The sequence below is a fragment of the Paracoccus alcaliphilus genome (assembly GCF_028553725.1).
Classification (GTDB): Bacteria; Pseudomonadota; Alphaproteobacteria; order Rhodobacterales; family Rhodobacteraceae; genus Paracoccus; species Paracoccus alcaliphilus.
In genome coordinates this window covers 2,266,107-2,287,834 of record NZ_CP067124.1, presented here as the reverse complement: position 1 = coordinate 2,287,834, position 21,728 = coordinate 2,266,107, and the positions used below count along the sequence as shown (strand labels likewise).

At 65.4% G+C, this 21,728-nt stretch carries 23 protein-coding genes; 16 read left to right on the top strand and 7 right to left on the bottom strand.

The annotated features are described in order from the left end of the window. Positions 1-124: 124 nt before the first annotated feature. The 3 genes from radA to purF all read left to right on the top strand — a co-directional run bounded on the left by radA (position 125) and on the right by purF (position 3,789). A complete protein-coding gene (radA, locus tag JHW40_RS11740; protein WP_090613631.1) occupies positions 125-1,489 on the top strand; it encodes a DNA repair protein RadA in 1,365 nt (454 codons plus the stop codon). A gap of 44 nt (positions 1,490-1,533) precedes the next feature. Continuing rightward, complete coding sequence (locus JHW40_RS11735) at positions 1,534-2,151, top strand: CvpA family protein (RefSeq protein WP_090613628.1); 618 nt, start codon at positions 1,534-1,536, stop codon at positions 2,149-2,151. A 147-nt stretch (positions 2,152-2,298) separates the two neighbouring features. Continuing rightward, complete coding sequence (purF, locus tag JHW40_RS11730; protein WP_090613626.1) at positions 2,299-3,789, top strand: amidophosphoribosyltransferase; 1,491 nt, start codon at positions 2,299-2,301, stop codon at positions 3,787-3,789. An 87-nt stretch (positions 3,790-3,876) separates the two neighbouring features. Here the strand turns inward: purF and JHW40_RS11725 are convergent, their stop codons facing one another. The 4 genes from JHW40_RS11725 to JHW40_RS11710 form a co-directional block, all read right to left on the bottom strand. Further along, the gene (locus JHW40_RS11725) at positions 3,877-4,323 is read right to left on the bottom strand and encodes an NUDIX domain-containing protein (RefSeq protein ID WP_090613623.1); all 447 of its coding nucleotides are present in this window, start codon (positions 4,321-4,323) and stop codon (positions 3,877-3,879) included. Next, positions 4,320-5,357: a 5-(carboxyamino)imidazole ribonucleotide synthase gene (locus tag JHW40_RS11720; protein WP_090613621.1), complete on the bottom strand. Its 1,038-nt coding sequence runs from the start codon at positions 5,355-5,357 to the stop codon at positions 4,320-4,322. The genes JHW40_RS11725 and JHW40_RS11720 overlap by 4 nt, the downstream gene beginning before the upstream one ends. Next, positions 5,350-5,835 (bottom strand): 5-(carboxyamino)imidazole ribonucleotide mutase, encoded by a 486-nt coding sequence (gene purE / locus JHW40_RS11715; protein ID WP_090613619.1) that lies wholly within the window; start codon positions 5,833-5,835, stop codon positions 5,350-5,352. The genes JHW40_RS11720 and purE overlap by 8 nt, the downstream gene beginning before the upstream one ends. A 79-nt stretch (positions 5,836-5,914) precedes the next feature. Beyond that, positions 5,915-6,133 carry a YdcH family protein gene (locus tag JHW40_RS11710; protein WP_090613806.1) on the bottom strand — a complete coding sequence of 73 codons (219 nt, stop codon included), beginning with the start codon at positions 6,131-6,133 and terminating at the stop codon, positions 5,915-5,917. Positions 6,134-6,312: 179 nt separating this feature from the next. Here JHW40_RS11710 and JHW40_RS11705 point away from each other — a divergent pair, with 179 nt between their 5' ends. Together JHW40_RS11705 and JHW40_RS11700 are read left to right on the top strand one after the other, a co-directional pair. Further along, a complete protein-coding gene (locus JHW40_RS11705) occupies positions 6,313-6,723 on the top strand; it encodes an Hsp20 family protein (RefSeq protein ID WP_090613616.1) in 411 nt (136 codons plus the stop codon). An 11-nt stretch (positions 6,724-6,734) separates the two neighbouring features. Then, on the top strand, positions 6,735-6,962 hold the full coding sequence (locus tag JHW40_RS11700; RefSeq protein ID WP_090613615.1) for a DUF1150 family protein: 228 nt from the start codon (positions 6,735-6,737) through the stop codon (positions 6,960-6,962). A gap of 54 nt (positions 6,963-7,016) precedes the next feature. Here the strand turns inward: JHW40_RS11700 and JHW40_RS11695 are convergent, their stop codons facing one another. Together JHW40_RS11695 and trxB are read right to left on the bottom strand one after the other, a co-directional pair. Beyond that, on the bottom strand, positions 7,017-7,724 hold the full coding sequence (locus JHW40_RS11695) for a bifunctional sulfate adenylyltransferase/adenylylsulfate kinase (protein WP_170851855.1): 708 nt from the start codon (positions 7,722-7,724) through the stop codon (positions 7,017-7,019). A 157-nt stretch (positions 7,725-7,881) separates the two neighbouring features. Then, a complete protein-coding gene (gene trxB / locus JHW40_RS11690) occupies positions 7,882-8,850 on the bottom strand; it encodes a thioredoxin-disulfide reductase (RefSeq protein WP_090613610.1) in 969 nt (322 codons plus the stop codon). 146 nt (positions 8,851-8,996) lie between these two features. Between trxB and JHW40_RS11685 the strand changes: the two genes are divergently transcribed. From JHW40_RS11685 to JHW40_RS11645, 9 genes are all read left to right on the top strand, one after another. Then, complete coding sequence (locus JHW40_RS11685) at positions 8,997-9,497, top strand: Lrp/AsnC family transcriptional regulator (protein ID WP_090613607.1); 501 nt, start codon at positions 8,997-8,999, stop codon at positions 9,495-9,497. Between the two features lie 99 nt (positions 9,498-9,596). Next, positions 9,597-11,543 carry a threonine--tRNA ligase gene (gene thrS / locus JHW40_RS11680; protein WP_090613604.1) on the top strand — a complete coding sequence of 649 codons (1,947 nt, stop codon included), beginning with the start codon at positions 9,597-9,599 and terminating at the stop codon, positions 11,541-11,543. Between the two features lie 206 nt (positions 11,544-11,749). Further along, entirely contained in the window at positions 11,750-11,956 is a 207-nt protein-coding gene (locus tag JHW40_RS11675; protein WP_090613601.1) for a cold-shock protein, read from the top strand. A gap of 255 nt (positions 11,957-12,211) precedes the next feature. After that, complete coding sequence (locus JHW40_RS11670; protein WP_090613805.1) at positions 12,212-13,678, top strand: class I adenylate-forming enzyme family protein; 1,467 nt, start codon at positions 12,212-12,214, stop codon at positions 13,676-13,678. Beyond that, positions 13,675-14,295, top strand: coding sequence for a DsbA family oxidoreductase (locus tag JHW40_RS11665; protein WP_090613598.1), 621 nt, complete (start codon positions 13,675-13,677; stop codon positions 14,293-14,295). The genes JHW40_RS11670 and JHW40_RS11665 overlap by 4 nt, the downstream gene beginning before the upstream one ends. 139 nt (positions 14,296-14,434) lie before the next feature. After that, on the top strand, positions 14,435-15,589 hold the full coding sequence (locus JHW40_RS11660) for a multidrug effflux MFS transporter (protein WP_090613804.1): 1,155 nt from the start codon (positions 14,435-14,437) through the stop codon (positions 15,587-15,589). 161 nt (positions 15,590-15,750) lie between these two features. Continuing rightward, positions 15,751-16,371, top strand: coding sequence for a 30S ribosomal protein S4 (gene rpsD, locus JHW40_RS11655; RefSeq protein WP_090613595.1), 621 nt, complete (start codon positions 15,751-15,753; stop codon positions 16,369-16,371). Between the two features lie 224 nt (positions 16,372-16,595). Continuing rightward, a complete protein-coding gene (gene hisC, locus JHW40_RS11650; protein WP_090613593.1) occupies positions 16,596-17,687 on the top strand; it encodes a histidinol-phosphate transaminase in 1,092 nt (363 codons plus the stop codon). Beyond that, the gene (locus JHW40_RS11645) at positions 17,684-18,613 is read left to right on the top strand and encodes a prephenate/arogenate dehydrogenase family protein (protein WP_090613591.1); all 930 of its coding nucleotides are present in this window, start codon (positions 17,684-17,686) and stop codon (positions 18,611-18,613) included. The genes hisC and JHW40_RS11645 overlap by 4 nt, the downstream gene beginning before the upstream one ends. Before the next feature lie 3 nt (positions 18,614-18,616). On the opposite strand, the gene JHW40_RS11640 is transcribed toward JHW40_RS11645, so the two are convergent. Continuing rightward, a complete protein-coding gene (locus JHW40_RS11640) occupies positions 18,617-19,624 on the bottom strand; it encodes a DUF2125 domain-containing protein (protein ID WP_170851854.1) in 1,008 nt (335 codons plus the stop codon). Between the two features lie 99 nt (positions 19,625-19,723). On the opposite strand from JHW40_RS11640, the gene JHW40_RS11635 reads away from it, so the two are divergent. Both JHW40_RS11635 and JHW40_RS11630 read left to right on the top strand, forming a co-directional pair. Next, the gene (locus tag JHW40_RS11635) at positions 19,724-20,263 is read left to right on the top strand and encodes a gamma-glutamylcyclotransferase (RefSeq protein ID WP_090613585.1); all 540 of its coding nucleotides are present in this window, start codon (positions 19,724-19,726) and stop codon (positions 20,261-20,263) included. Between the two features lie 174 nt (positions 20,264-20,437). After that, a complete protein-coding gene (locus JHW40_RS11630; RefSeq protein WP_420848473.1) occupies positions 20,438-21,727 on the top strand; it encodes a biopolymer transporter ExbB in 1,290 nt (429 codons plus the stop codon). Position 21,728: the final 1 nt, after the last annotated feature.

The following is a 21,728-nucleotide window of genomic DNA, read 5'->3' as shown; positions in this document are numbered from 1 at the left end:
GGCGGGACGCGGAAAGATCAAGACGACAATGGTGTGATCGGTGGTGTGATCGGCCGCTGCGTCGCGATGTCGTATCGGCAATCGCATGATTGCGATAGGCGCCGCGCTCTGCCAGAAGGGCGGCATGGCAAAATCCGTCACCGCCTTCACCTGCACCGCCTGCGGCGCCGCCCACAAGAAATGGGCCGGGCGCTGCGATTCCTGTGGCGAATGGAACACCATCGCCGAAGAGGCGCCGCTGTCGCAGGGGCCGGGACGCGGCCTTGGCGCCGCCAAGGGTCGCGCGGTGCCGCTGTCGGGCCTTTCCAGCCACGAGCCGCCCCCGCCCCGCCAGCAATCAGGCATGGCGGAACTGGACCGGGTGCTGGGCGGCGGGCTGGTGCCGGGTTCCGCGGTGCTGGTCGGCGGCGATCCCGGTATCGGCAAATCGACGCTGCTGTTGCAGGCGGCGGCAGCCTTCGCGCGGGCCGGGCTGAACGCCATCTATATCAGCGGCGAAGAGGCCAGCGCGCAGGTCCGCATGCGTGCGGGGCGGCTGGATCTGACCGACGCGCCGGTGCGGCTGGGGTCGGAAACCAACCTGCGCGACATCCTGACCACGCTGGACAACGAACGACCCGATCTGGCGATCATCGATTCCGTGCAGACGCTGTGGTCCGATCAGGTCGAGGCCGCGCCGGGATCGGTCGGGCAGGTCCGGGCCTCGGCCCACGAACTTGTGACTTTCGCCAAAAGACGCGGCGTTGCCGTCATCCTGGTCGGCCATGTCACCAAGGACGGCCAGATCGCCGGGCCGCGCGTGGTGGAACACATGGTCGATACGGTTCTGTATTTCGAAGGCGAACGCGGTCATCAGTTCCGCATCCTGCGCAGCGTCAAGAACCGCTTTGGCCCCGCGGATGAAATCGGCGTGTTCGAGATGACAGGCGCGGGTCTGGCCGAAGTCGCCAACCCATCGGCGCTGTTTCTGTCCGAACGCGGCCAGCCCAGCCCCGGCAGCGCGGTTTTCGCAGGCATAGAAGGCACAAGGCCGGTGCTGACCGAGGTACAGGCGCTGGTCGCGCCCTCGACGCTGGCCAGCCCGCGCCGCACCGTGGTCGGGCTGGATTCGGGCCGCGTCTCGACCATCCTTGCAGTGCTGGAGGCCCGTTGCGGCATCCCGTTCGCCGGGCTGGACGTGTTCCTGAACGTGGCGGGCGGCATGAAGGTCAGCGAACCCGCCGCCGATCTGGCCATCGCGGGCGCGCTTTTGTCGGCACGAGAGGACGCGGCGCTGCCCGCCGAGGCGGTTCTCTTTGGCGAAATCAGCCTGTCGGGCGCGCTGCGTCCGGTCGCTCAGGCGGAAAACAGGTTGAAAGAAGCCCGAAAACTTGGTTTTTCACAGGCGATTTTACCCGAGGCCCAGAAGGCCGAGGGGCTGGACGGCATGATGCCAACGCGCATCGCGGACCTGACGGCATTTGTGGGCGATATCTTCGGCGCCGGCTGAAGCGCCTGAAACGAAACATTAACCGGCGCAGGGGCACGGGCATTATGGACGGATTCACGGTTATCGACGCGGTGGTGGCGGGGGTCATCATCCTATCGGCGATTCTGGCCTGGTCGCGGGGCTTTGTCCGCGAATCGCTGGCGATTCTGGGCTGGATCGGGGCCGCCATCCTGGCCTTCATCTTCGCAGGCGCCATGCGGCCGCTGATTGCGCAGATCCCGGTGCTGGACCGTTTTCTGGGCGACAGTTGCGAATTGGCCATGATCGCGGGCTTTGCAGTGGTCTTTGCGCTGGCGCTGGTGGTGTTCTCGATCATCACGCCGCTGTTTTCCTCGGTCGTGCAGCGTTCGGCGCTTGGCGGGATCGATCAGGGCATCGGTTTCCTGTTCGGCGTGGCGCGCGGCATCCTGCTGGTGGCCATCGCCTTCATCGTCTATGACCGGGTGATGACCAGCCAGCAGGTGGCGATGGTGGAAAATTCGCGCTCGGCCCAGATCTTCGAACGGATGCGCGGCCAGATGGACGAACAGATCCCGGACGACGCGCCGGGCTGGATCGTCAGCCGCTACGAGCAGATGGTGCGCAGCTGCACCGAAGCCGGAACCCCCGTCGATGCGGGTCAGGCGCCTGCGAATCCGGCCCCGGCACCCGCCGCGAACTGAGGCCGGAACCGGCAGATCCTGCCCTGATGCGGGGTTCATGTCGCTTTCGTGACGAAAAAGCGCTCCGGCAGGTCCGCCGGGGCGTGACTTTGCTGCCGCAAGCCACTACATAGCGGGCGACAGCTTAACGCCATTCAGGATGCTGAGATGCAACCCTTCCTGGCCCATCCGTTCGATTCGGATCGTCTGCATGAAGAATGCGGAGTTTTCGGAGCGATCGGAGTCGCCGATGCTTCAAGTTTCGTCGCCCTTGGCCTGCACGCATTGCAACATCGCGGGCAAGAGGCTGGCGGTATCGTCACCCATCATCCCGAACAGGGATTCAACAGCGCCCACCGTTTCGGCTATGTGCGCGACAATTTCACCAAGGCCGATGTGATGGCGACGCTGCCGGGGTCGCTGGCCATCGGGCATGTGCGCTATTCGACGGCGGGCACCAAGGCCAATACCGCCATCCGCGACGTGCAGCCCTTTTTCGGCGAATTCGCCATGGGTGGCTGCGCCATCGCCCATAACGGCAATATCACCAACGCGGCTGCCCTGCGGCGCGAACTGATCGAGCGCGGCTCGATCTTCCAGTCCTCGTCGGACAGCGAATGCATAATCCACCTGATGGCGCGCTCGATCCAGCGCAACATCCCCGAGCGGATGAAGGACGCGCTGCGCCGGGTCGAGGGGGCGTTTTCCGTCATCGCCATGACCCGCACCAAGCTGATCGGCGTGCGCGACCCGCTTGGCGTGCGCCCGCTGGTGCTGGGCAGTCTGGGCGAAGAGGGCTTTGTGCTGTCCTCGGAAACCTGCGCGCTGGACATCATCGGCGCCCGCTTCGTGCGTGAGATCGAGCCGGGCGAGATGGTGGTGATCTCGAAGGGGCATATCGAAAGCTCGCGCCCGTTCGGGCCTTCGACGGGGCGGTTCTGCATCTTCGAACATGTCTATTTCTCGCGCCCCGATTCGATCATCGGCGGGCGCTCGGTCTATGAAACCCGCCGCCAGATCGGCGTGGAACTGGCCCGCGAAGCCCCGGTCGAGGCCGATCTGGTCTGCCCGGTGCCCGACAGCGGCACCCCGGCGGCCATCGGCTATGCGCATGAAAGCGGCATTCCCTATGGCATGGGCATCATCCGCAACCAGTATATGGGCCGCACCTTCATCGAGCCGACCGAGCAGATCCGCAATATGGGCGTGCGGCTGAAGCTGAACGTGAACCGGGCGCTGGTCGCGGGCAAGCGGGTCGTGCTGGTGGATGATTCCGTGGTGCGCGGCACAACCAGCCGCAAGATCAAGGACATGATTCTTGATGCGGGCGCCGCCGAGGTGCATTTCCGCATTGCCAGCCCCCCCACCGCATGGCCGTGTTTCTATGGCGTCGACACGCCGGACCGCGACAAGCTGCTGGCCGCGCAGATGTCCGAAGAGCAGATGCGCGACTGGATCGGCGTCGATTCGCTGGCCTTCGTGTCACTGGACGGGCTGTATCGCGCGGTGGGTGAGGCAAAAGGGCGCGATGCGAAATGTCCGCGCTATTGCGATGCCTGTTTCTCGGGTGATTATCCGGTCGCGCCCTTCGATCAGCTGGAGCGTGGGTTCCAGATGAAGCCGGGATCGGAAACGGCGATGAAACAGGCCGCCGAATAGGCTGCATCCCGCCAGCGCCGGGGGCGCTTCGCCCCCCGGACCCCCCGAGGATATTTCGACACCAAAGATGCGTGTGGCGCGTTATCGTCAGGTCGTGATCGGTTCGAGCTGATCGTACCAGGCGGCGTGCTGTCCCCAGACGGCGCGGGCCAGAAGTGCCGGTTTGTGGCGCAGGCGGGCCAGTTCCTGTCGGATGACCCAGCAGAAGCGATCGACCACGCATTCGGGGTCGTTGAGTGTGATGGCGGCACCGGTCGGCAAGGTGGCGCGGAAGATGATCTCGACCTGATGAAAGCCGCCGGCCGGGTCATGGAATTCGTTGATCAGGATGATGGCGCCGACCCGGATGGCGAGGCCGGTTTCCTCATACAGCTCGCGAATCAGGTTTTCGGGCAGCGACTGGCCCGGCTCGACCCCGCCGCCGGGCAGGCACCACAGGTCGGATGTCCGGCCCGGCCATGCGTTGACCATCAGCAGCCGGTCGTCATGCAGGATCGCAGCGCGGACAGCCAGCCGGGGGCGTGCGGGATTCATCCCGCGATCCGGTTGACATGCCCCATCTTGCGGCCCGGCCGTGCCTCGCCCTTGCCATAGAGATGGATCTGCGCCCCGGCTGTCGTCAGCAGTTCGGGAACGCGGGCCATGTCGTCGCCGATCAGGTTCTCCATCACCACATCGGCATGGCGGCGGCCGTCGCCAAGCGGCAGGCCCGCCACGGCGCGGATATGCTGTTCGAACTGATCGACCACGCAACCGGCCTGGGTCCAGTGGCCGGAATTATGCACGCGAGGCGCGATCTCGTTCACGATCAGGCCCTGTGGCGTCACGAACAGCTCGACCCCCATCACGCCCACATATTCCAGCGCATTGGCGATCCGGGCGGCGATCAGCACCGCATCCGTCGTCACCTTGCCGGGCAGGCCGCAGGGAACGGTCGTCGTCCGCAGGATGCCGCCTTCGTGGTGGTTCAGCCCCGGATCGAAGGCCGCGACCTGCCCATCGGCACCGCGGGCGATGATGACGCTGATTTCCGCGCTGAAATCGACGAAGCCTTCCAGCACCGAAGGCGCACCGGTCCATTCCGCGGAACCGGCATCGGTGATGCGGATCTGGCCCTTACCGTCATAGCCCATGCGCCGGGTCTTGAGGATCGAAGGCGCGCCGATACGGGCGATGGCTGCGGGCAGGTCGGTCTGCGACTGCACATCGGCGAAGGGCGCGGTGGCAAGGCCGATGCCGTTGAGGAAGGTCTTTTCGGTCAGCCGGTCCTGCGACACCGCCAGCGCGCGGCGGTTCGGCCGGATCGGGCGGATCGATTCCAGCAGGTCCAGGGCGGAGGTCGGCACGTTCTCGAATTCATAGGTGATGACATCGACCGATTGGGCGAAGGCGCGCAGGGCGGATTCGTCCTCATAGGGGGCACTGGTCAGGGCATGGGCCACGTCGCCCGCCGGGGCCGCGCCCGGCTCATAGATATGGCAGCGCAGGCCAAGGCGGCTGGCCGCGACCGACAGCATCCGGCCCAACTGGCCGCCGCCGAGGATGCCGATGGTCCGGGTGTCACTCATCGCGCGGCTCCTCGGGGATGGATGCCGACAGGGCCTGACGCCATTGCTCCAGCCGTTCGGCCAGCGCGGGATCGCCAAGGGCAAGGATACCTGCGGCCATCAGCCCGGCATTGGCCGCCCCGGCCGCGCCGATCGCCATGGTCGCCACCGGATAGCCCTTTGGCATCTGCAGGATGGAATAGAGCGAATCGACCCCTGACAGCGCCCGGGTCTGCACCGGCACGCCGATCACCGGCAGGCGGGTCTTGGAGGCCATCATGCCCGGCAGATGCGCCGCGCCCCCTGCCCCGGCGATAATCACCTTCAGCCCGCGTCCGACAGCGGTTCTGCCGTAATCCCACAACCGGTCGGGGGTGCGATGGGCGCTGACGATCCGGGCCTCATAGCCGATGGCCAGTTCATCCAGAATGGCGGCTGCCTCTCGCATGGTCGGCCAGTCGGACTGGCTGCCCATGATGATTCCCACCGGCTTGTCCATCTATGGCTCCCCTTGAATGGCCGCGTTCATCTGGCGCAGGCAATAACGCGCAAGGCGGCTGGCCGCAATCGCGAGCGGTTCAGGCGATGATATCGGGGGTCAGTTCGTCTTCCAGCCGGGCGATCTGGTCCTTCAGCGCCAGCTTCTGCTTTTTCAGCCGTTGCAGGGTCAGCGAAGAGGTCAGCTGCTGGCGGGTCAGCGCGGTGATGGCCTCGTCCAGATCGCGATGTTCGCAGCGCAGCACCGCCAGTCTGGCGCGGATAATTTCGTCATGCGACATTTCGTGATGCATATTCATCTGGCTGACCGTGCTTGGCATTTTGCGTTGTTTTCTTTGCTTATAGCCTGTTGCGTCCCCGCTGTTAACAGAATCCTCGGGATCTTGCGATTATGGTTACCCGACCACATATTGTATCTGCACGGGTCGCCGTCACGGGGCCCGGCAAAGGCAGTCGCTTTACGCGGAAAGGGCTGGGAATGTCGAAGATTTCACTGGGGGCGCATCCCTATCTGCTGGGTTTCGATCAGCTGGAACGGCTGGCGGAACGCGCGGCCAAGGGGGCCGAGGGCTATCCGCCCTATAATATCGAACATGTTGCCCCGGACGGTTTTCGCATCACTCTGGCCGTCGCCGGGTTCTCGGAAGAGGATCTGTCGGTCACGACCGAGGATCGCCAGCTGGTGATCCGTGGACGCAATTGCGAAGAGGATCGCGACCGCGTCTTTCTGCACCGGGGCATCGCCGCCCGCGCCTTCCAGCGCAGTTTCGTGCTGGCCGACGGGGTACAGGTGACCGCCGCGCAGATGGAAAACGGGCTGCTTCATATCGACCTGACGCGGGTTCAGCCGCAGCAAGTCGTCCAGACCATACCGATCAGCCGCAAATGAAGGGGATCAGCATGAATACGAAACATGAGATCGGCGATATCGAGAACGGCAACACCGTCTATATCCGCCGCGTCGAGACCGACAGCCTGCCCGCCGAGATTCAGGAACAGGTGCCGGGCATTTCCAGTCTCTATGCCGTACATGGCGTGGATGGCGAACGGCTGGCGCTGGTGCGCGAACGCAGCCTGGCCTTCATGCTGGCGCGGCAGAACGATCTGGCGCCCGTCAGCGTCCATTAAGGCATTCCGCGCCCCGGATGATCGCAACATCCCATCCGGGCCGCGACCGCCACGTCAGGGCGCGGCCTGGATCGCGATCCCGATATCCGCGCGATGTGCCGCCAGCAACGGATCATTCGCCAGCGCCGCCGGGATCAACAGATCCGTCGCCCCGCAATTGCGCGCCACGATGGCCTGCAACAGCGCCTCTTGTGGCGAAGGGGCGGCGCGTTGGCGCAGGGTGAAATGTGGCAGGTCACCCAGCCGGTCGCGTTGTCCGGCAATCCAGTCATCAGGCCCCCAGAGGGCGATCACCTGATCCCTGCTCGCAAAGCGGCGACGCAGGGCGTTCGGTCGCGCCTCGGGCTGCTGCGCGCGCGAGGGGCGGATACCCTTGACCGGCCCGCCCAGCAGAAAGCCCGCATCCCCGGTCCAGCGATCGGTTACCGACATCAGGGCCAGCAATCCCTCATCATCGGTCAGGGCGATGTCGCGGCCCGGCTCTATGTCCTCGGCAAAGGCCTCGCTGACCGCCAGCGCGACCGGCGCGGGCCAGAACGGGCCCGATGCCAGTTGTCGCCACTGGGTGATCGCATCGCTATCGGCCTGAGACTGAAAGCCCTTCAGCGGAAACAGCGCCCCCGTCATCAGCAGATCCAGATCCACCGCCTGCGCGCCGGAAACCTGCCATTGTGGCATCCGCTGCGCATCGAGGCGCAGGGCGTCGGCCATCTCGGGGGTGACGAACAATTCGCGGATCGGGGCCGGATCGGGACGGGTCATCATCTCTCCATTATCTGCGGCTCCGGGCCTGACAAAAGTCCGTGACCGGGAACCGTTGTTGCCCTGCCACGTTTACATGCCGAGCGACGCACCGCACTCACGGAACGTGTCCTCGTCCGGCATCCCGGTCACCGGGATGCCGGAAACCCCCAAAGGCCTAGGCCCCCACGGTTTCGGGCAGCGCGACCTCTTGCGTGGCCAGCCAGTGCTCGGCGTCCAGCGCGGCCATGCAGCCCATCCCGGCGCTGGTCACCGCCTGACGATAGACATGATCGGTCAGATCGCCCGCCGCGAAAACGCCGGGGACCGAGGTGCGGGTGCTGCCCGGCTCGACCTTGACATAGCCGCCATTGTGCAGCTCCAGCTGGCCCTGCACCAGATCGTTCGAGGGCGCGTGGCCGATGGCGATGAACACCCCGTCGGCGGCAACCTCGCGCAAGCCCCCCGCCTTCACATCGCGCAGCACGACGCCGGTCACGCCAAGCGGGCTGTCCGTTCCCTTCACCTCGGCCAGTTCGTGATCCCAGATGATTTCCACCTTGGGATTGCCCAACAACCGCTGTTGCAGGATCTTTTCCGCCCGCAGGCTGTCGCGGCGATGGACCAGCGTCACCTTGCTGGCGAATTTGGTCAGGAACAGCGCCTCTTCAACGGCGGTATTGCCGCCGCCAACCACCACCACGTCGCGACCGCGATAAAAGAAACCGTCGCATGTGGCGCAGGCGCTGACGCCGAAGCCCTTGAACTTCTCTTCACTGTCCAGCCCCAGCCAGCGCGCCTGCGCGCCCGTCGCCAGAATCACCGCATCCGCCGTGACCACGCGTCCGCTGTCACATTCGGCAACGAAGGGGCGGGACTGCAAATCCAGCCGGGTGACGTAATCGACGACCACATCGGCCCCCATCGCGCGGGCATGTTCCTCCATCTTCACCATCAGATCGGGGCCCTGGATCTCGGTCTCGCCCGGCCAGTTCTCGACTTCGGTGGTGATGGTCAGCTGCCCGCCCGGTTGCAGGCCCTGGATCAGCATCGGGTTCAGCATCGCGCGCGCGCCATAGACGGCGGCGGTATAGCCTGCGGGCCCCGAGCCGATGATCAGCAGTTTCACATGGGTTTTGTCGGTCATCCTGCGCCTCGATCCTGTCATTCCGGGACTAGGTAATGGCCCCGGCCCCATTCTGCAATCGGGACCGGGTTCAAGAAACAATGTTGCGCATGTCGCCCCCCCATTGTAGTTTCCGGCAACGAAAAACCATGAGGTCACAGGGCAGAATGGCCGGCGCAAAACTTGACGAGATCGACCGCAGGATTCTGGCCGAGCTTCAGGCGGACGGGCGGATGACGAATGTCGAGCTGGCGCGGCGCGTCGGGATCTCGGCTCCGCCCTGCCTCCGCCGGGTCCGCACGCTTGAGGAACTGGGCTATATCCGCGGCTATCATGCCGATATCAACGCGCGCGAGCTGGGCTTCGAGGTGCGCGTCTTTGCGATGGTGCGCCTTGCCAGCCAGTCCGAGCGCGACCTGTCCGCCTTCGAGGATCTGGTGCGCGGCTGGCCTCTGGTGCGCGAATGCCACATGCTGAACGGCGAGATCGACTTCATCCTGAAATGCGTGGCGCCGGACCTGTCCAGCTTTCAGCGTTTCCTGACCGACCGGCTGACCGCCGCGCCCAATGTCGCCAGCGTCAAGACCAGTCTGGTGATCCGTGGCGCCAAGGATGAACCCGCCGTCCCCTTCGAGATTCTGGAAGAGCGGCTGGCCAGCGAGGACTGATCCCTTCGGCTTGACAGTCCCGCGCGCCGGGTTCAAACGATCCGCATCATAACCCGCAACCGGGCGTTCCGTGGGCGCCAGACCGACGAGGAGGACGTGATGTCCCAGATCTCCCTGACCTTTCCTGATGGCAATTCGCGCGACTATCCGGCGGGAATCACCGCCGCGCAGGTGGCCGAAAGCATCGCCCCCAGCCTTGCGAAACGCGCGATCTCGGCCAGTCTGGACGGGCGCCACATCGATCTGGCATGGCCGATCGCGACGTCGGGCGCGATCAGCATCCACACGATGAAGGATCAGGCGCAGGCGCTGGAACTGATCCGCCATGATTTTGCCCATGTGATGGCCCGCGCGGTGCAAGAGATCTGGCCGGATGTGAAGGTCACCATCGGCCCGGTGCGCGATTTCGGCTGGTTCTATGATTTCGACCGCATCGACCCCTTCACACCCGAGGATCTGGGCCGGATCGAGGCGAAGATGAAAGAGATCATCGCCGCCCGCGATCCCGTCCGCACCGAGGTCTGGGACCGTGACCGGGCGCTGGCCTATTACGAACAGCGCGGCGAGCCCTTCAAGATCGAGCTGATCGACCGTATCCCCGAAGGTGAGGATCTGCGGATGTACTGGCATGGCGACTGGCAGGATCTGTGCCGTGGCCCGCATCTGCAATCGACCGGCCAGCTGCCCGCCGATGCCTTCAAGCTGACCCATATCGCCGGGGCTTATTGGCTGGGCGACAATACGCGGCCGATGCTGCAACGCATCTATGGCGTGGCCTTCCGCAACCGCGACGAGTTGAAGGCCCATATGACCATGCTGGAGGAGGCCGCCAAACGCGACCACCGCAAGCTGGGCCGCGAGATGGACCTGTTCCACATGCAGGAAGAGGCGCCGGGGCAGATCTTCTGGCATCCGAACGGCTGGAACATCTATACCACGTTGCAGGATTACATGCGCCGCCGCCAGCGCGCCGATGGCTATGTCGAGGTCAATACCCCGCAGGTCGTCAGCCGGAAATTGTGGGAAGAATCAGGTCATTGGGAGAACTATCAGGAAAACATGTTCATCGTCGAGGTGGATGAGGAACATGCCAAGACCAAGACGATCAACGCGCTGAAGCCAATGAACTGCCCCTGCCATGTGCAGATCTTCAATCACGGGCTGAAATCCTATCGCGATCTGCCGCTGCGCATGGCCGAATTCGGATCCTGCAACCGCTATGAGCCCTCGGGCGCGCTGCATGGCATCATGCGGGTGCGCGGGTTTACGCAGGACGACGCGCATATCTTCTGCACCGAGGATCAGATCGAGGCGGAAACGAAGAAATTCATCGAGTTTCTGGCCGCGATCTATGCCGATCTGGGCTTTGACGACTGGAAGATCAAACTGTCCACCCGCCCGGAAAAGCGCATCGGTTCGGATGAAAGCTGGGACCGGGCGGAGGCCGCGCTTGGCAATGCCTGCCGGGCGGCGGGCCATGATTATGAACTGTTTCCGGGTGAAGGTGCGTTCTATGGGCCGAAACTGGAATTCGTGCTGACCGACGCCATCGGCCGCGACTGGCAATGCGGCACGCTGCAAGTGGACCCCAACCTGCCCGAGCGGCTGGATGCCGAATATGTCGGCGCGGACGGCGCGAAACATCGCCCGATCATGCTGCACCGCGCCGTGCTGGGCAGTTTCGAGCGGTTCATCGGCATCCTGATCGAGAACAGCGCCGGCAAGCTGCCCTTCTGGCTGGCACCGCGTCAGGTGGTGGTGGCGTCGATCGTGTCGGATGCGGATGACTATGTCGCCGAGGTGGTCGAGGCGCTGCGCGCGGCGGGAATCCGGGCCGAATCCGACATCCGCAACGAAAAGATCAACTATAAGGTCCGCGAGCATTCTGTCGCAAAGGTTCCCGCAATCCTTGCCATCGGCATGAAAGAGGTAGATGATCGGACTGTATCCATGCGTCGGCTGGACAGTCAGGGCAGCCGGACCATGGCGCTGAACGAAGTCGTCGAACTGCTGAAAGCCGAGGCCACGCCGCCTGATCTGCGCTGAAAAGCGCCCAATCGTGCATTCACTGAGAACGCGCGCCACTGCTGCGCGCGTTTATGCTTGCGTTTTTTTCCGATTCTCGTTCATCCTCTCACTTGCGTGAGCGAACACTTTCTACCGCCTTCCTGTGTCACGGGCAGCCGGAATACCGAAAGCAGCTGCACGGCCCTGGCAATCCTGCCCGGGATGACTTGAAGGAGAGAACGGTTATGGCGACCGGAACGGTAAAGTGGTTCAACGCCACCAAAGGCTTTGGCTTCATCGCCCCTGATGAGGGCGGCAAGGATGTCTTCGTCCACATCTCGGCTGTCGAGCGCGCCGGGCTGACCGGGCTGCAGGACAACCAGAAGATCGAATACGAACTGCAGTCGGGCCGCGACGGCCGCGCCTCGGCTAGTGATCTGAAGCTGCTTTGATCGCGGCGGGGCGACGGGCCCGCGCCGATCAAGCCCCCGCAGGGATCGAGACAAGGATGTAACGGCCCGCCAGCGCGGGCCGTTTTCGTTTGATCGATGCCGTGCGGTGGTGGCGATCTGGTCTTTGGCTGTCAGGGGCTGATATGGGATGGCCGGGTTGCGGATACCTCTTGCCGTGGCCGGGGGCGCTTCGCCCCCCGGACCCCCAGAGGATATTTTGACACCAAAGATGGGTTGTGAGTGACAGGGGGCATGATGAATCTGGCAGAGCATGTCTTGCGGGCCGGGGCGGCGGTGCCCGACAGGCTGGCGCTGTCGGTCGTCGGTCCGGCGCGGGCCGAGCGCTGGTCCTATGGGCGGCTGATCGCGGCGGTGCGGGGGACGGCAACCGGGTTGCTGCGTGCGGGATTGCAGCCGGGCGACCGGCTGCTGATGCGGCTGGGCAATCGCCCGGCCTTTCCCATCGCCTATCTGGGCGCGATCACGGCGGGGATCGTGCCGGTGCCGACCTCGGCCATGCTGACCGGGCCTGAAGTGACCCGACTGGCTGACGAGTTGCGCCCGGCGATGGTTGTTGCGGGTGAGGGGATCGCCCTGCCCGATCAGCCGGTTCCGCGATTGGATGAGGCTGATCTGGCGGGGTTCGCCGCCCTGCCACCGGCGGATTTCGCCATGGGTGACGCGGGGCGGCTGGCCTATATCATCTATACGTCCGGGTCTTCGGGGCAGCCGCGTGCGGTGATGCATGCCCATCGCGCGATTCTGGCCCGGCAGATGATGTTTCAGGGCTGGTACGGGTTGCGGCCCGATGACCGGATGATGCATGCCGGGGCCTTCAACTGGACATTCACGCTTGGCACCGGGCTGATGGATCCCTGGACCATCGGGGCGACGGCGCTGATCATTGCCGAGGGCACCGCGATCGAGCAGATCCCGCTGCTGGCCAGTCGTCACGGGGCCTCGCTGCTGGCCGGGGCGCCGGGTGTCTTTCGCAGATTGCTGCGGGCCGAATGGCAGCCCATTGCCAGCCTGCGTCACGGTCTGGCCGCCGGAGAGCGGCTGGACCCCGGCCTGCGTCAGGCATGGCAGGACCGGACCGGCACCGATCTGCATGAGGCGATGGGCGCGTCCGAGATCTCGACCTTCCTGTCGGGCAGTCCGGCCCGGCCTGCGCCTGTCGGCACAGCCGGATATGCGCAGCCCGGGCGGCATGTCGCGATTCTGGACCCGGATGGGCGGGTTCTGGGGCCGGGTCTGCCCGGCGCTCTGGCCGTGCGGCGCGATGATCCGGGGCTCTATCTCGGGTATCTGGATCAGCCCGGCGACACGCAGGACCGGATGCTGGGTGAGTGGTTTCTGGCCGGCGATCAGGCGATGGCAGGCGATGACGGCGCGATCACCCTGCTGGGGCGTGGCGACGACATCATGAATGCCGGTGGCTATCGCGTGGCCCCGCCCGAGATCGAGGAGGTTCTGGCCTCTCATCCCGGCGCGGGCGATGTCGCGGTGACCGAACTGGCCGTCGGGCCGGGCAGCAGCATCATCGCGGCCTTCTGGACCGGAGATGCCGGGGCAGATGATCTGCGCGCCATGGCCGAGGCGCGGCTGGCCCGCTATAAGCAGCCGCGAGACTATATCCGGCTGGGCGCCCTGCCCCGCACGCCCACCGGCAAGATCAACCGTCGCGCCCTGCGCGACAGCCACCGGAAGGACCGAACTTGATCCGGCTTGATATCTTCGCCGACCCCGTCTGCCCCTGGTGCCTGATCGGCAAGGTCGAGCTGGACCGGGCGCTGGAAAGCCGTCCCGGCCACCCCTTTGCGATCACCTGGCATCCGTTCCGGCTGAACCCGCAGATGCCGCGCGAAGGCATGGACCGGATCGAATATCTGCATGCCAAGCTGGGATCGCGCGCTGAAGAGGCATCGCGGGTGGTGGCCGGGCGGGCGGCGGCGTTGGGGCTGACCCTGAACCCCTCGGCGCGGGAACCGGACACGACCGACGCCCATCGCCTGATGCATTGGGCCGGGCTGGAAGGGGCGCAGACCCGGGTCATGTCGGGGCTGATGCGGGCGCATTGGCAAGAGGCGCGCGATATCGGCGATCCGGCGCAACTGGCCGCAATTGCCGAGGCCGCAGGCATGGAGGGCGCCGTGGTCGCGCGGTTGCTGGCCGGCGATGCCGATCTGGCCGAGGTGGCCCGGCGCGAAGCCCATGCCCGCCAGAAGGGCATCAATTCGGTGCCCAGCTTCATCGTGGCCGATGCCCATGCCATCAGTGGCGCCCAGCCTGCCGCACTGTGGCAGCAGGTCATCGACGAGCTTTCCGGCCAGCTCTGATCCGGCGGCGCGCCAATATTGCATGATGTGCAATATCGTGCTAGCGCCAACGCGATTTTCGGAAAGGTCCAAGATGAGCGGTCCCGGCCAAGATGGCAGCGTCATGCGACGCCGCCTGTCCCTGCCAGAATTCATTGGCATGCTTGCATTCCTCTTTGCGACGATCGCGTTCTCGATCGACGCGATGCTGCCCGCGCTGCCCGATATCGCGCAGGCGCTGACGCCCGAAAACGTCAACCGGGCGCAACTGGTCCTGACGGTCTTCATGGCGGGCATGGGCATCGGTACGCTGTTTGCCGGGCCGATCTCGGATTCCATCGGGCGCAAGCGGGCGATCACCCTAGGGTTTGCGATCTATCTGGTGGCGGCGGTGGTGGCGATGCTGTCGCAATCGCTGGAACTGCTGCTGGTGGCGCGTTTCGTGCAGGGGCTGGGGGCCGCGGGGCCGCGCATCGTCGGGCTGGCGCTGGTGCGCGACCTTTACGAGGGCCGCGAGATGGCCCGGATCACCAGCTTCGTGATGATGATCTTCATCATCGTGCCGGCGATGGCGCCCCTGTTGGGGGCGGGCATCATCTGGCTGGCGGGCTGGCATGGCGTCTTCGGGGCCTTCGTGCTGTTCGGGTTGATCGGCGCCGGCTGGCTGAACCTGCGTCAGGCCGAGACCCTGCCCCCCGAACGCCGCCGTCCGCTGCGGGTCGGCAGCATGATCTCGGGCATGAAAGAGGTCGTGTCGAACCGTCAGGTCATGCTGTGCACGCTGGTGCTGACGCTTGGCTATGGCCAGATGTTCGGTCTGCTGTCATCGGCCCAGCAACTGTTCGGCGAGGCCTATGGCAAGGGCGCCAGCTTTCCCTTCTGGTTCGCGATGATGGCGCTGCTGGCAGGGACGGGCACCATTCTGAACGCCACCTTCGTCATGCGCTTCGGGATGCGGCGGATCGCGAAATGGGCCTATGTGATGCAGACCTGCGTCTCGTCGGTGATGCTGGTGCTGCTGCTGGGCGATCTGCTGGCGGAACCGGCGCGGTTTCCGGCCTTCTTCATCTGGGCGGTCAGCGTATTCTTCATGGCCGGGGTCACCTTCGGCAACCTGAACGCGCTGGCGCTGCAACGGATGGGGCATATCGCGGGCATGGCGGCATCGTTCGTGGCGGCGGTCTCGACGCTGGCGGGCACGCTGATCGCCGCGCCGGTGGGGCTGCTTTATGCCGGAACCGCGCTGCCGGTGGTCAGCGCCACGCTGATCTGTTCGGGACTGGCGCTGCTGCTGATGCGCAAGCTGGACGATTGAGCCCGGAAAGATCGGCGGATCGCTTGACAGTGCCGGGCATCCGTCTATAAGCGCGCACTTCATTGGTGTTGGTGGCCCCCGCAAGGGAATACCTGTCGCCCGAGGGGAAGAGCCCAAGGGAAAGGACAACGCCCTTTTGATACAACAAAAGGAGATCAGCGATGACCAAACGCACCGCTGCCAAGTATAAGATTGACCGCCGTATGGGCGAAAACATCTGGGGCCGCGCCAAATCCCCGGTGAACCGCCGCGAATACGGCCCCGGCCAGCACGGCCAGCGCCGCAAGCAGAAGCTGTCGGATTTCGGCACCCAGCTGCGCGCCAAGCAGAAGCTGAAGGGCTATTACGGCGACCTGACCGAAAAGCAGTTCCGCCGCATCTATTCCGAGGCCGAGCGTGTGAAGGGTGACACCGGCGAGAACCTGATCGGTCTGCTGGAGCGCCGTCTGGACGCCGTCGTCTATCGCGCCAAATTCGTGCCGACCATCTTTGCCGCCCGTCAGTTCGTCAACCACGGCCATGTCGAAGTGAACGGCAAGCGCGTCAACATCGCCTCGTACCGTGTCCGCGAAGGCGACGTGGTTTCGGTGCGCGAGCGTTCGCGCCAGCTGGCCATCGTGCTGGAAGCCATCGGTTCGGCCGAGCGTGACATCCCCGACTATCTGGACGTGGACACCAACAAGCTGACCGCCGGCTTCGTGCGCACCCCGGCCTTGGGCGACGTGCCCTATCCGGTGATGATGGAGCCGAACCTGGTCGTCGAATATTACGCGAAGAACTGATCTTCGCCGATTCATGCAGATTTCAAGGCCGCATCTTCGGATGCGGCCTTTTTCGTCGGAGGGGCGACAGAGGCTGGCTATAGCCGCCTTACCTGCAAGGTGGCGCCTGGTACGGGCCGGTCGTCCTGTGGATATTTGAACACCAGTGATAGGGGGCTGCGGGAATTCGTCTCTTTCCTTGGAGAGGTCCAGGGACTAAACCGGCGCGGACAAAGGAAGGTGCCATGACCCAGATCATCCCGCAGCCCGGCATCATTGAGATCGCGCTTTACGTCAGCGGCGAAAGCAAGCTGGCCGGGCATGACGACGTTCTGAAACTGTCCTCGAACGAGAACCCGCTGGGATGCAGCCCGGCGGCGCAGGCGGCGTTTTCGGCGGCGGCGGGGGATCTGAACCGCTATCCCAATACCGATCACGCCCCCCTTCGCCGCGCCATCGGCGAGGTGCACGGACTGGATCCCGACCGGATCATCTGCGGCGTGGGCTCGGACGAGGTGCTGCAATTCGTGGTCCATGCCTTTGCCGGCGCGGGGGATGAGGTCATCACCACCGAGCATGGCTTTTCCATGTATCCGATCCTTGCGCGGATGGTCGGCGCCGTGCCGGTGACGGTGCCCGAGACCGAGCGCCGCATCGACGTGGATGCGATACTGGCGGCGGTGACCGGGCGCACGCGGGTCGTGTTCATCGCCAACCCGGCGAACCCGACCGGCACCATGCTGACCGCCGCGGAATTGCAGCGCCTGATCGATGGGCTGCCCGCGCATGTGTTGCTGGTCCATGACGGTGCCTATACCGAATTCGCGGGCGGTTTCGACGGCGGCGCCGGGCTGGTCGATCGCCATCCGAATGTGGTGATGACGCGGACGTTTTCCAAAATCCACGGGCTGGGCGGGCTGCGGATCGGCTGGGGTTATGCCAGCCGCCGGATCATCGACGTGCTGAACCGCATCCGCCAGCCCTTCAACCTGTCCAGCGCGCAGATGGCCGCCGCCGAGGCCGCGATCCGCGACACCGGCTTCACCACACATTGCGCCGAACTGAATGCGCAGATGCGCGAGCGGCTGCGCAATTCGCTGATCCAGATGGGTATCGGCTGCGACGAAAGCTTTGCCAATTTCGTGCTGGCCCGGTTCACCGATCCCGCCGAGGCCGAGGCCGCCGATGCCGCGCTGCGCGAGGATGGCATCCTTGTGCGCCGCGTGGGCGGCTATGGCCTGCCCGCCGCCCTGCGCATCACCGTGGGGGATGAAAAGGGCACCGCCCGCGTGATCGACTGCCTTGGCCGTTTCATGGCCGCCCGGAGGGGTGCATGAGCGTGATCTATGACCGGGTGGCGCTGATCGGGCTGGGGCTGATTGCGGGCTCGATGGCGCATGCGATGCGCGAGGGCGGGCTGGCGGGTGAGATCGTGGGCTTTGCCCGCAGCCATGAGACCCGCGACACCGCGCGAGAGATCGGGCTGTGCGACCGGATCTGCGACAGCGCCGCCGAAGCGGTGAAGGGCGCCGATCTGGTGGTGCTGGCGGTGCCGGTGGGCGCGATGGGCGATGTCGCGGCCGAGATCGCGCCGCATCTGAAGCCCGGCGCGACGGTGACCGATGTCGGTTCGGTCAAGCAATCGGTGATCGACGCGGTCGGCCCGCATATCCCCGATGGCGTGCATTTCATTCCCGGCCACCCGCTGGCGGGCACCGAACATTCCGGTCCGCGTTCGGGCTTTGCGACGCTGTTCCGCAATCGCTGGTGGCTGCTGACCCCCCTGCCCGACAGCGATCCGCAGGCCGTGGCGCGGCTGGCCGATCTGGTCCGCGCGATGGGTGCCAAGACCGACAGCATGGAGGCCAGCCATCACGATCTGGTGCTGGCCGTGACCAGCCATGCGCCGCATCTGATCGCCTATACGATGGTCGGCGTCGCCGATCACCTGCGACGGGTGACGGACGAGGAGGTCATCCAGTATTCCGCCGCCGGTTTCCGCGACTTTACCCGGATCGCGGCCAGCGACCCGACGATGTGGCGCGATGTGTTCCTGCACAACAAAGAGGCGACGCTGGATATCCTTGGCCGTTTCACCGAGGAGCTGTTCATGTTGCAACGCGCGATCCGCATGGGCGACGGGCAGCAGCTGTTCGACTATTTCACCCGCACCCGCGCGATCCGCCGTGGCATCATCGAGGCCGGGCAGGATACCAATGCGCCGGATTTCGGACGCTCGGCCGAAGCGACCCGGGACAGGTGATTCTCAGCCGGGGAAGCGGGGCGCAGGCCCGACCGGCATCACGCCCAGAAACATCTGGCCATCGCGGAAAACCAGCGGGATCCGCGTTTCTGTCGCTGCGGGATCCGGGAAATCCAGCCCGTCGGGCGTGAGGGCCGCGGGCATCGGCATCCGGTTCATCTGTTTCAGCATCGCGCGGGCCAGCATCTGCCCATCCTCCGGGATCAGCCCCGAGGTCGCCGCCGCCTGAATGAAGCCCTCGGCGTCGGGAGTATAAAGGGCGACCCGCCCCTCGGCCCGGCCATCACCGCCCTGCCGGACGCGCCCGATCAGCCGCGCCGACAGATCGCCCAGCCGGATCTCTATCCCTGTGGTTGCAAAGCCCAGCACACGCGGCATCTCGTCACCCTCCTGCCCCCCCAGCGCGCGGTCCAGCCAGAGGCGGCCATCCCCTTCGACCGACAGCACGCCGGGCAAGGCCAGCGGTGCGAGCCCCAGCAGGGCCAGCCGATAGCCCTGAAGCCCGTCCAGCATCAGACGCAGGTCATAGGCGGCGCCCTCGGGGCTGATCCCGTCCAGATCGGCCTGCGCCTGCAACCGGTTCAGCAAGACCTGCCCGTCAATGTTCAGCGGCCCGCCATTCAGCGCCAGATGCGACACCGCCATCCGGTTCAGCGGCGACAGCGCCACCTGCGCACGCGTATCGGCCAGCGTATAGGGAAGCCGCTGGCCCGACAGGTCCAGCCAACCATCCCCGGCTGGCACGGCCACGGCGGTCAACGGGGACAGGGGCGACAGCCACAGTTCCAGCCAGTCGGCCGACAGTGCCATTCCCGGCTGCCGGATCTCGGGCCGATCCAGCCGCAGGCCGATCCGCGACGGCGCGCGCAGCGGCTGGACCGCCGCCGCCTGCATATCGGGCCGGTCCGCGATCAGATCGCGCAGCCTGCCCGCCGCCCAGTTCTCGGCGACGATCCACAATCCGACGATTGCCGCCGCAATCAGCAGCACCGATCCGAGAAGCCTGCGCATCGCTGTCCCGTTCCTTTCGCGCCCCATTGCCGCAATGGCGGGGTTTCACCGGCGCGCATCGTGACCTAACTTCAAGACCGGTAAAAGGGTATGCGACAGATGACGACGGTTTCCTGGGTGTTCGGCTATGGCTCGCTCATGTGGGACCCGGGGTTTCACCCGGTCGAGACGGTCAAGGCGCGGGTCAGCGGATATGCCCGCAGTTTCTGCCTGCGTTCGACGATGTATCGCGGCACTGAAGAGGCGCCCGGGCTGGTGCTGGGGCTGGACGAGCAGGACGGCGGCACCTGCGCCGGACTGGCGATGCGCATCGGCGCGCAGGATCATGCCGAGGTGATGGCCTATCTGCGCGCGCGCGAGCTTTCGACCGATGCCTATCGCGAGGCGATCCTGCCGCTGCGGCTGGATGACGGGCGCAGGATCGAGGCGCTGGCCTATGTGATGCGGCGCGACCACTGGCAATATGCGGGCGGGCTGGCACTGTCGGAACAGGCGCGGATCATCGCGCGGGCCTGCGGCGGGCGCGGGCCGAACTGTGATTACCTGTTCAACACCGCCCGCCATCTGGCGGAAATCGGGCTGGCCGATGCCGAACTGGACCGCCTGTCCGCCGATGTCCGCCGCCTGATGGCGGAATAATGAACAGGTGCGGGACTTTCGCAGTGCTTGGCAACGGCGCTGCGGCCTCGTAAGCTTCGGCCCGAATGACGCATCTGTGAAACGAAAGGCGTCCATGTGAGCGATCCGACCTCTGGCCAGCGTCCCGGCGAGCCCGCATCCAGACAGACCCGCCTGCACCTGCCCGGCAAGCGCATCACCGCGACACGCGGCGGGCCGGTGGGCGGGGCAGCGGCCAATCCGCATTTCTCGCAGCCGGTGCGCCAGATCGTGCTGATGCTGACCGTGCTGGTGCTGGTCGGCGTCGGCGGCTGGTTCACCTATGGCCGCATCCTGCCGATCTTTCAGGCCAATCTTTGGTTGAACGGGCTGATCCTGACGGTCTTTGCGATCGGCATCCTGACCTGTTTCTGGCAGGTCGGTCAGCTGATTCGCTCGGTCAGCTGGATCGAGCGTTTCGCCGAACGCCGCCGCAATGCCGTCGAAAAAGGCGTCGCCGCGCAAGGAGAGGCCGAACGTGACAGCGCCCCCCGGCTGCTGGCGCCTTTGGCCGCGCTTCTGGGTGCGGGCGGGCCATCGGCGGGGATCATCTCGACCGGGGCCGCGCGCTCGATCCTCGATTCCGTCGCCACCCGCATCGACGAGTTGCGCGACATCACAAGATACCTGTCCAACCTGCTGATCTTCCTTGGCCTTCTGGGGACGTTCTATGGTTTGGCGATCACCGTTCCGGCGGTGGTCGAAACCATCCGCGCTCTGGCACCCGAGGAAGGCCAGACCGGAATGGAGGTCTTTGACCAGCTGATGAGCGGGCTGGAATCGCAGCTGGGCGGCATGGCCACGGCCTTTTCCTCGTCGCTGCTGGGTCTGGCCGGTTCGCTGGTGGTGGGGCTGCTGGAACTGTTCGTCACCCACGGCCAGAACCGCTTTTATCGCGAACTTGAAGAATGGATGACCGGCTTTACCCGCGTCAGTCTGGCCGGATCGGATGGCGACGGTCTGGATCAGGCCGCCATCTCGGGCTTTTTCGAGCAGATGGCCAATCAGATGGAACGTTTGCAGCTGTATTACGCCGAACGCGACGCGGCGCGCGACGATCAGGCGCTGATGACGGACGAGCGGGTGATCGTGATGGCGCAGGCCATCGAATCGCTGGCCCAGCACGGCGAGACCGAAAATCAGGCCGCCATCGCCCGCAGCGCCGATCTGACGCATGTGCTGAACCGACTGGCCAACGGGCAGGATCAGATGCTGGAACTGGCCCAGCAACAACGCCGCCCCTCGCCCGCCGCCGATCTGTCGGGGATCGAGGCCGCGCTGACCCGGCTGGCCGCCGATCTGAACGATGGGCGCGACGATATGGTGAACGCATTGCGTGCCGATCTGCTGGTGCTGACCCGCGCCGTGCGGGCGGCGAATTTCGGCGACAGGTTCCGCGACGACCTGCTGCCCGACATCCCGGAACCTCCGCGCCGGGGCGGCTGAG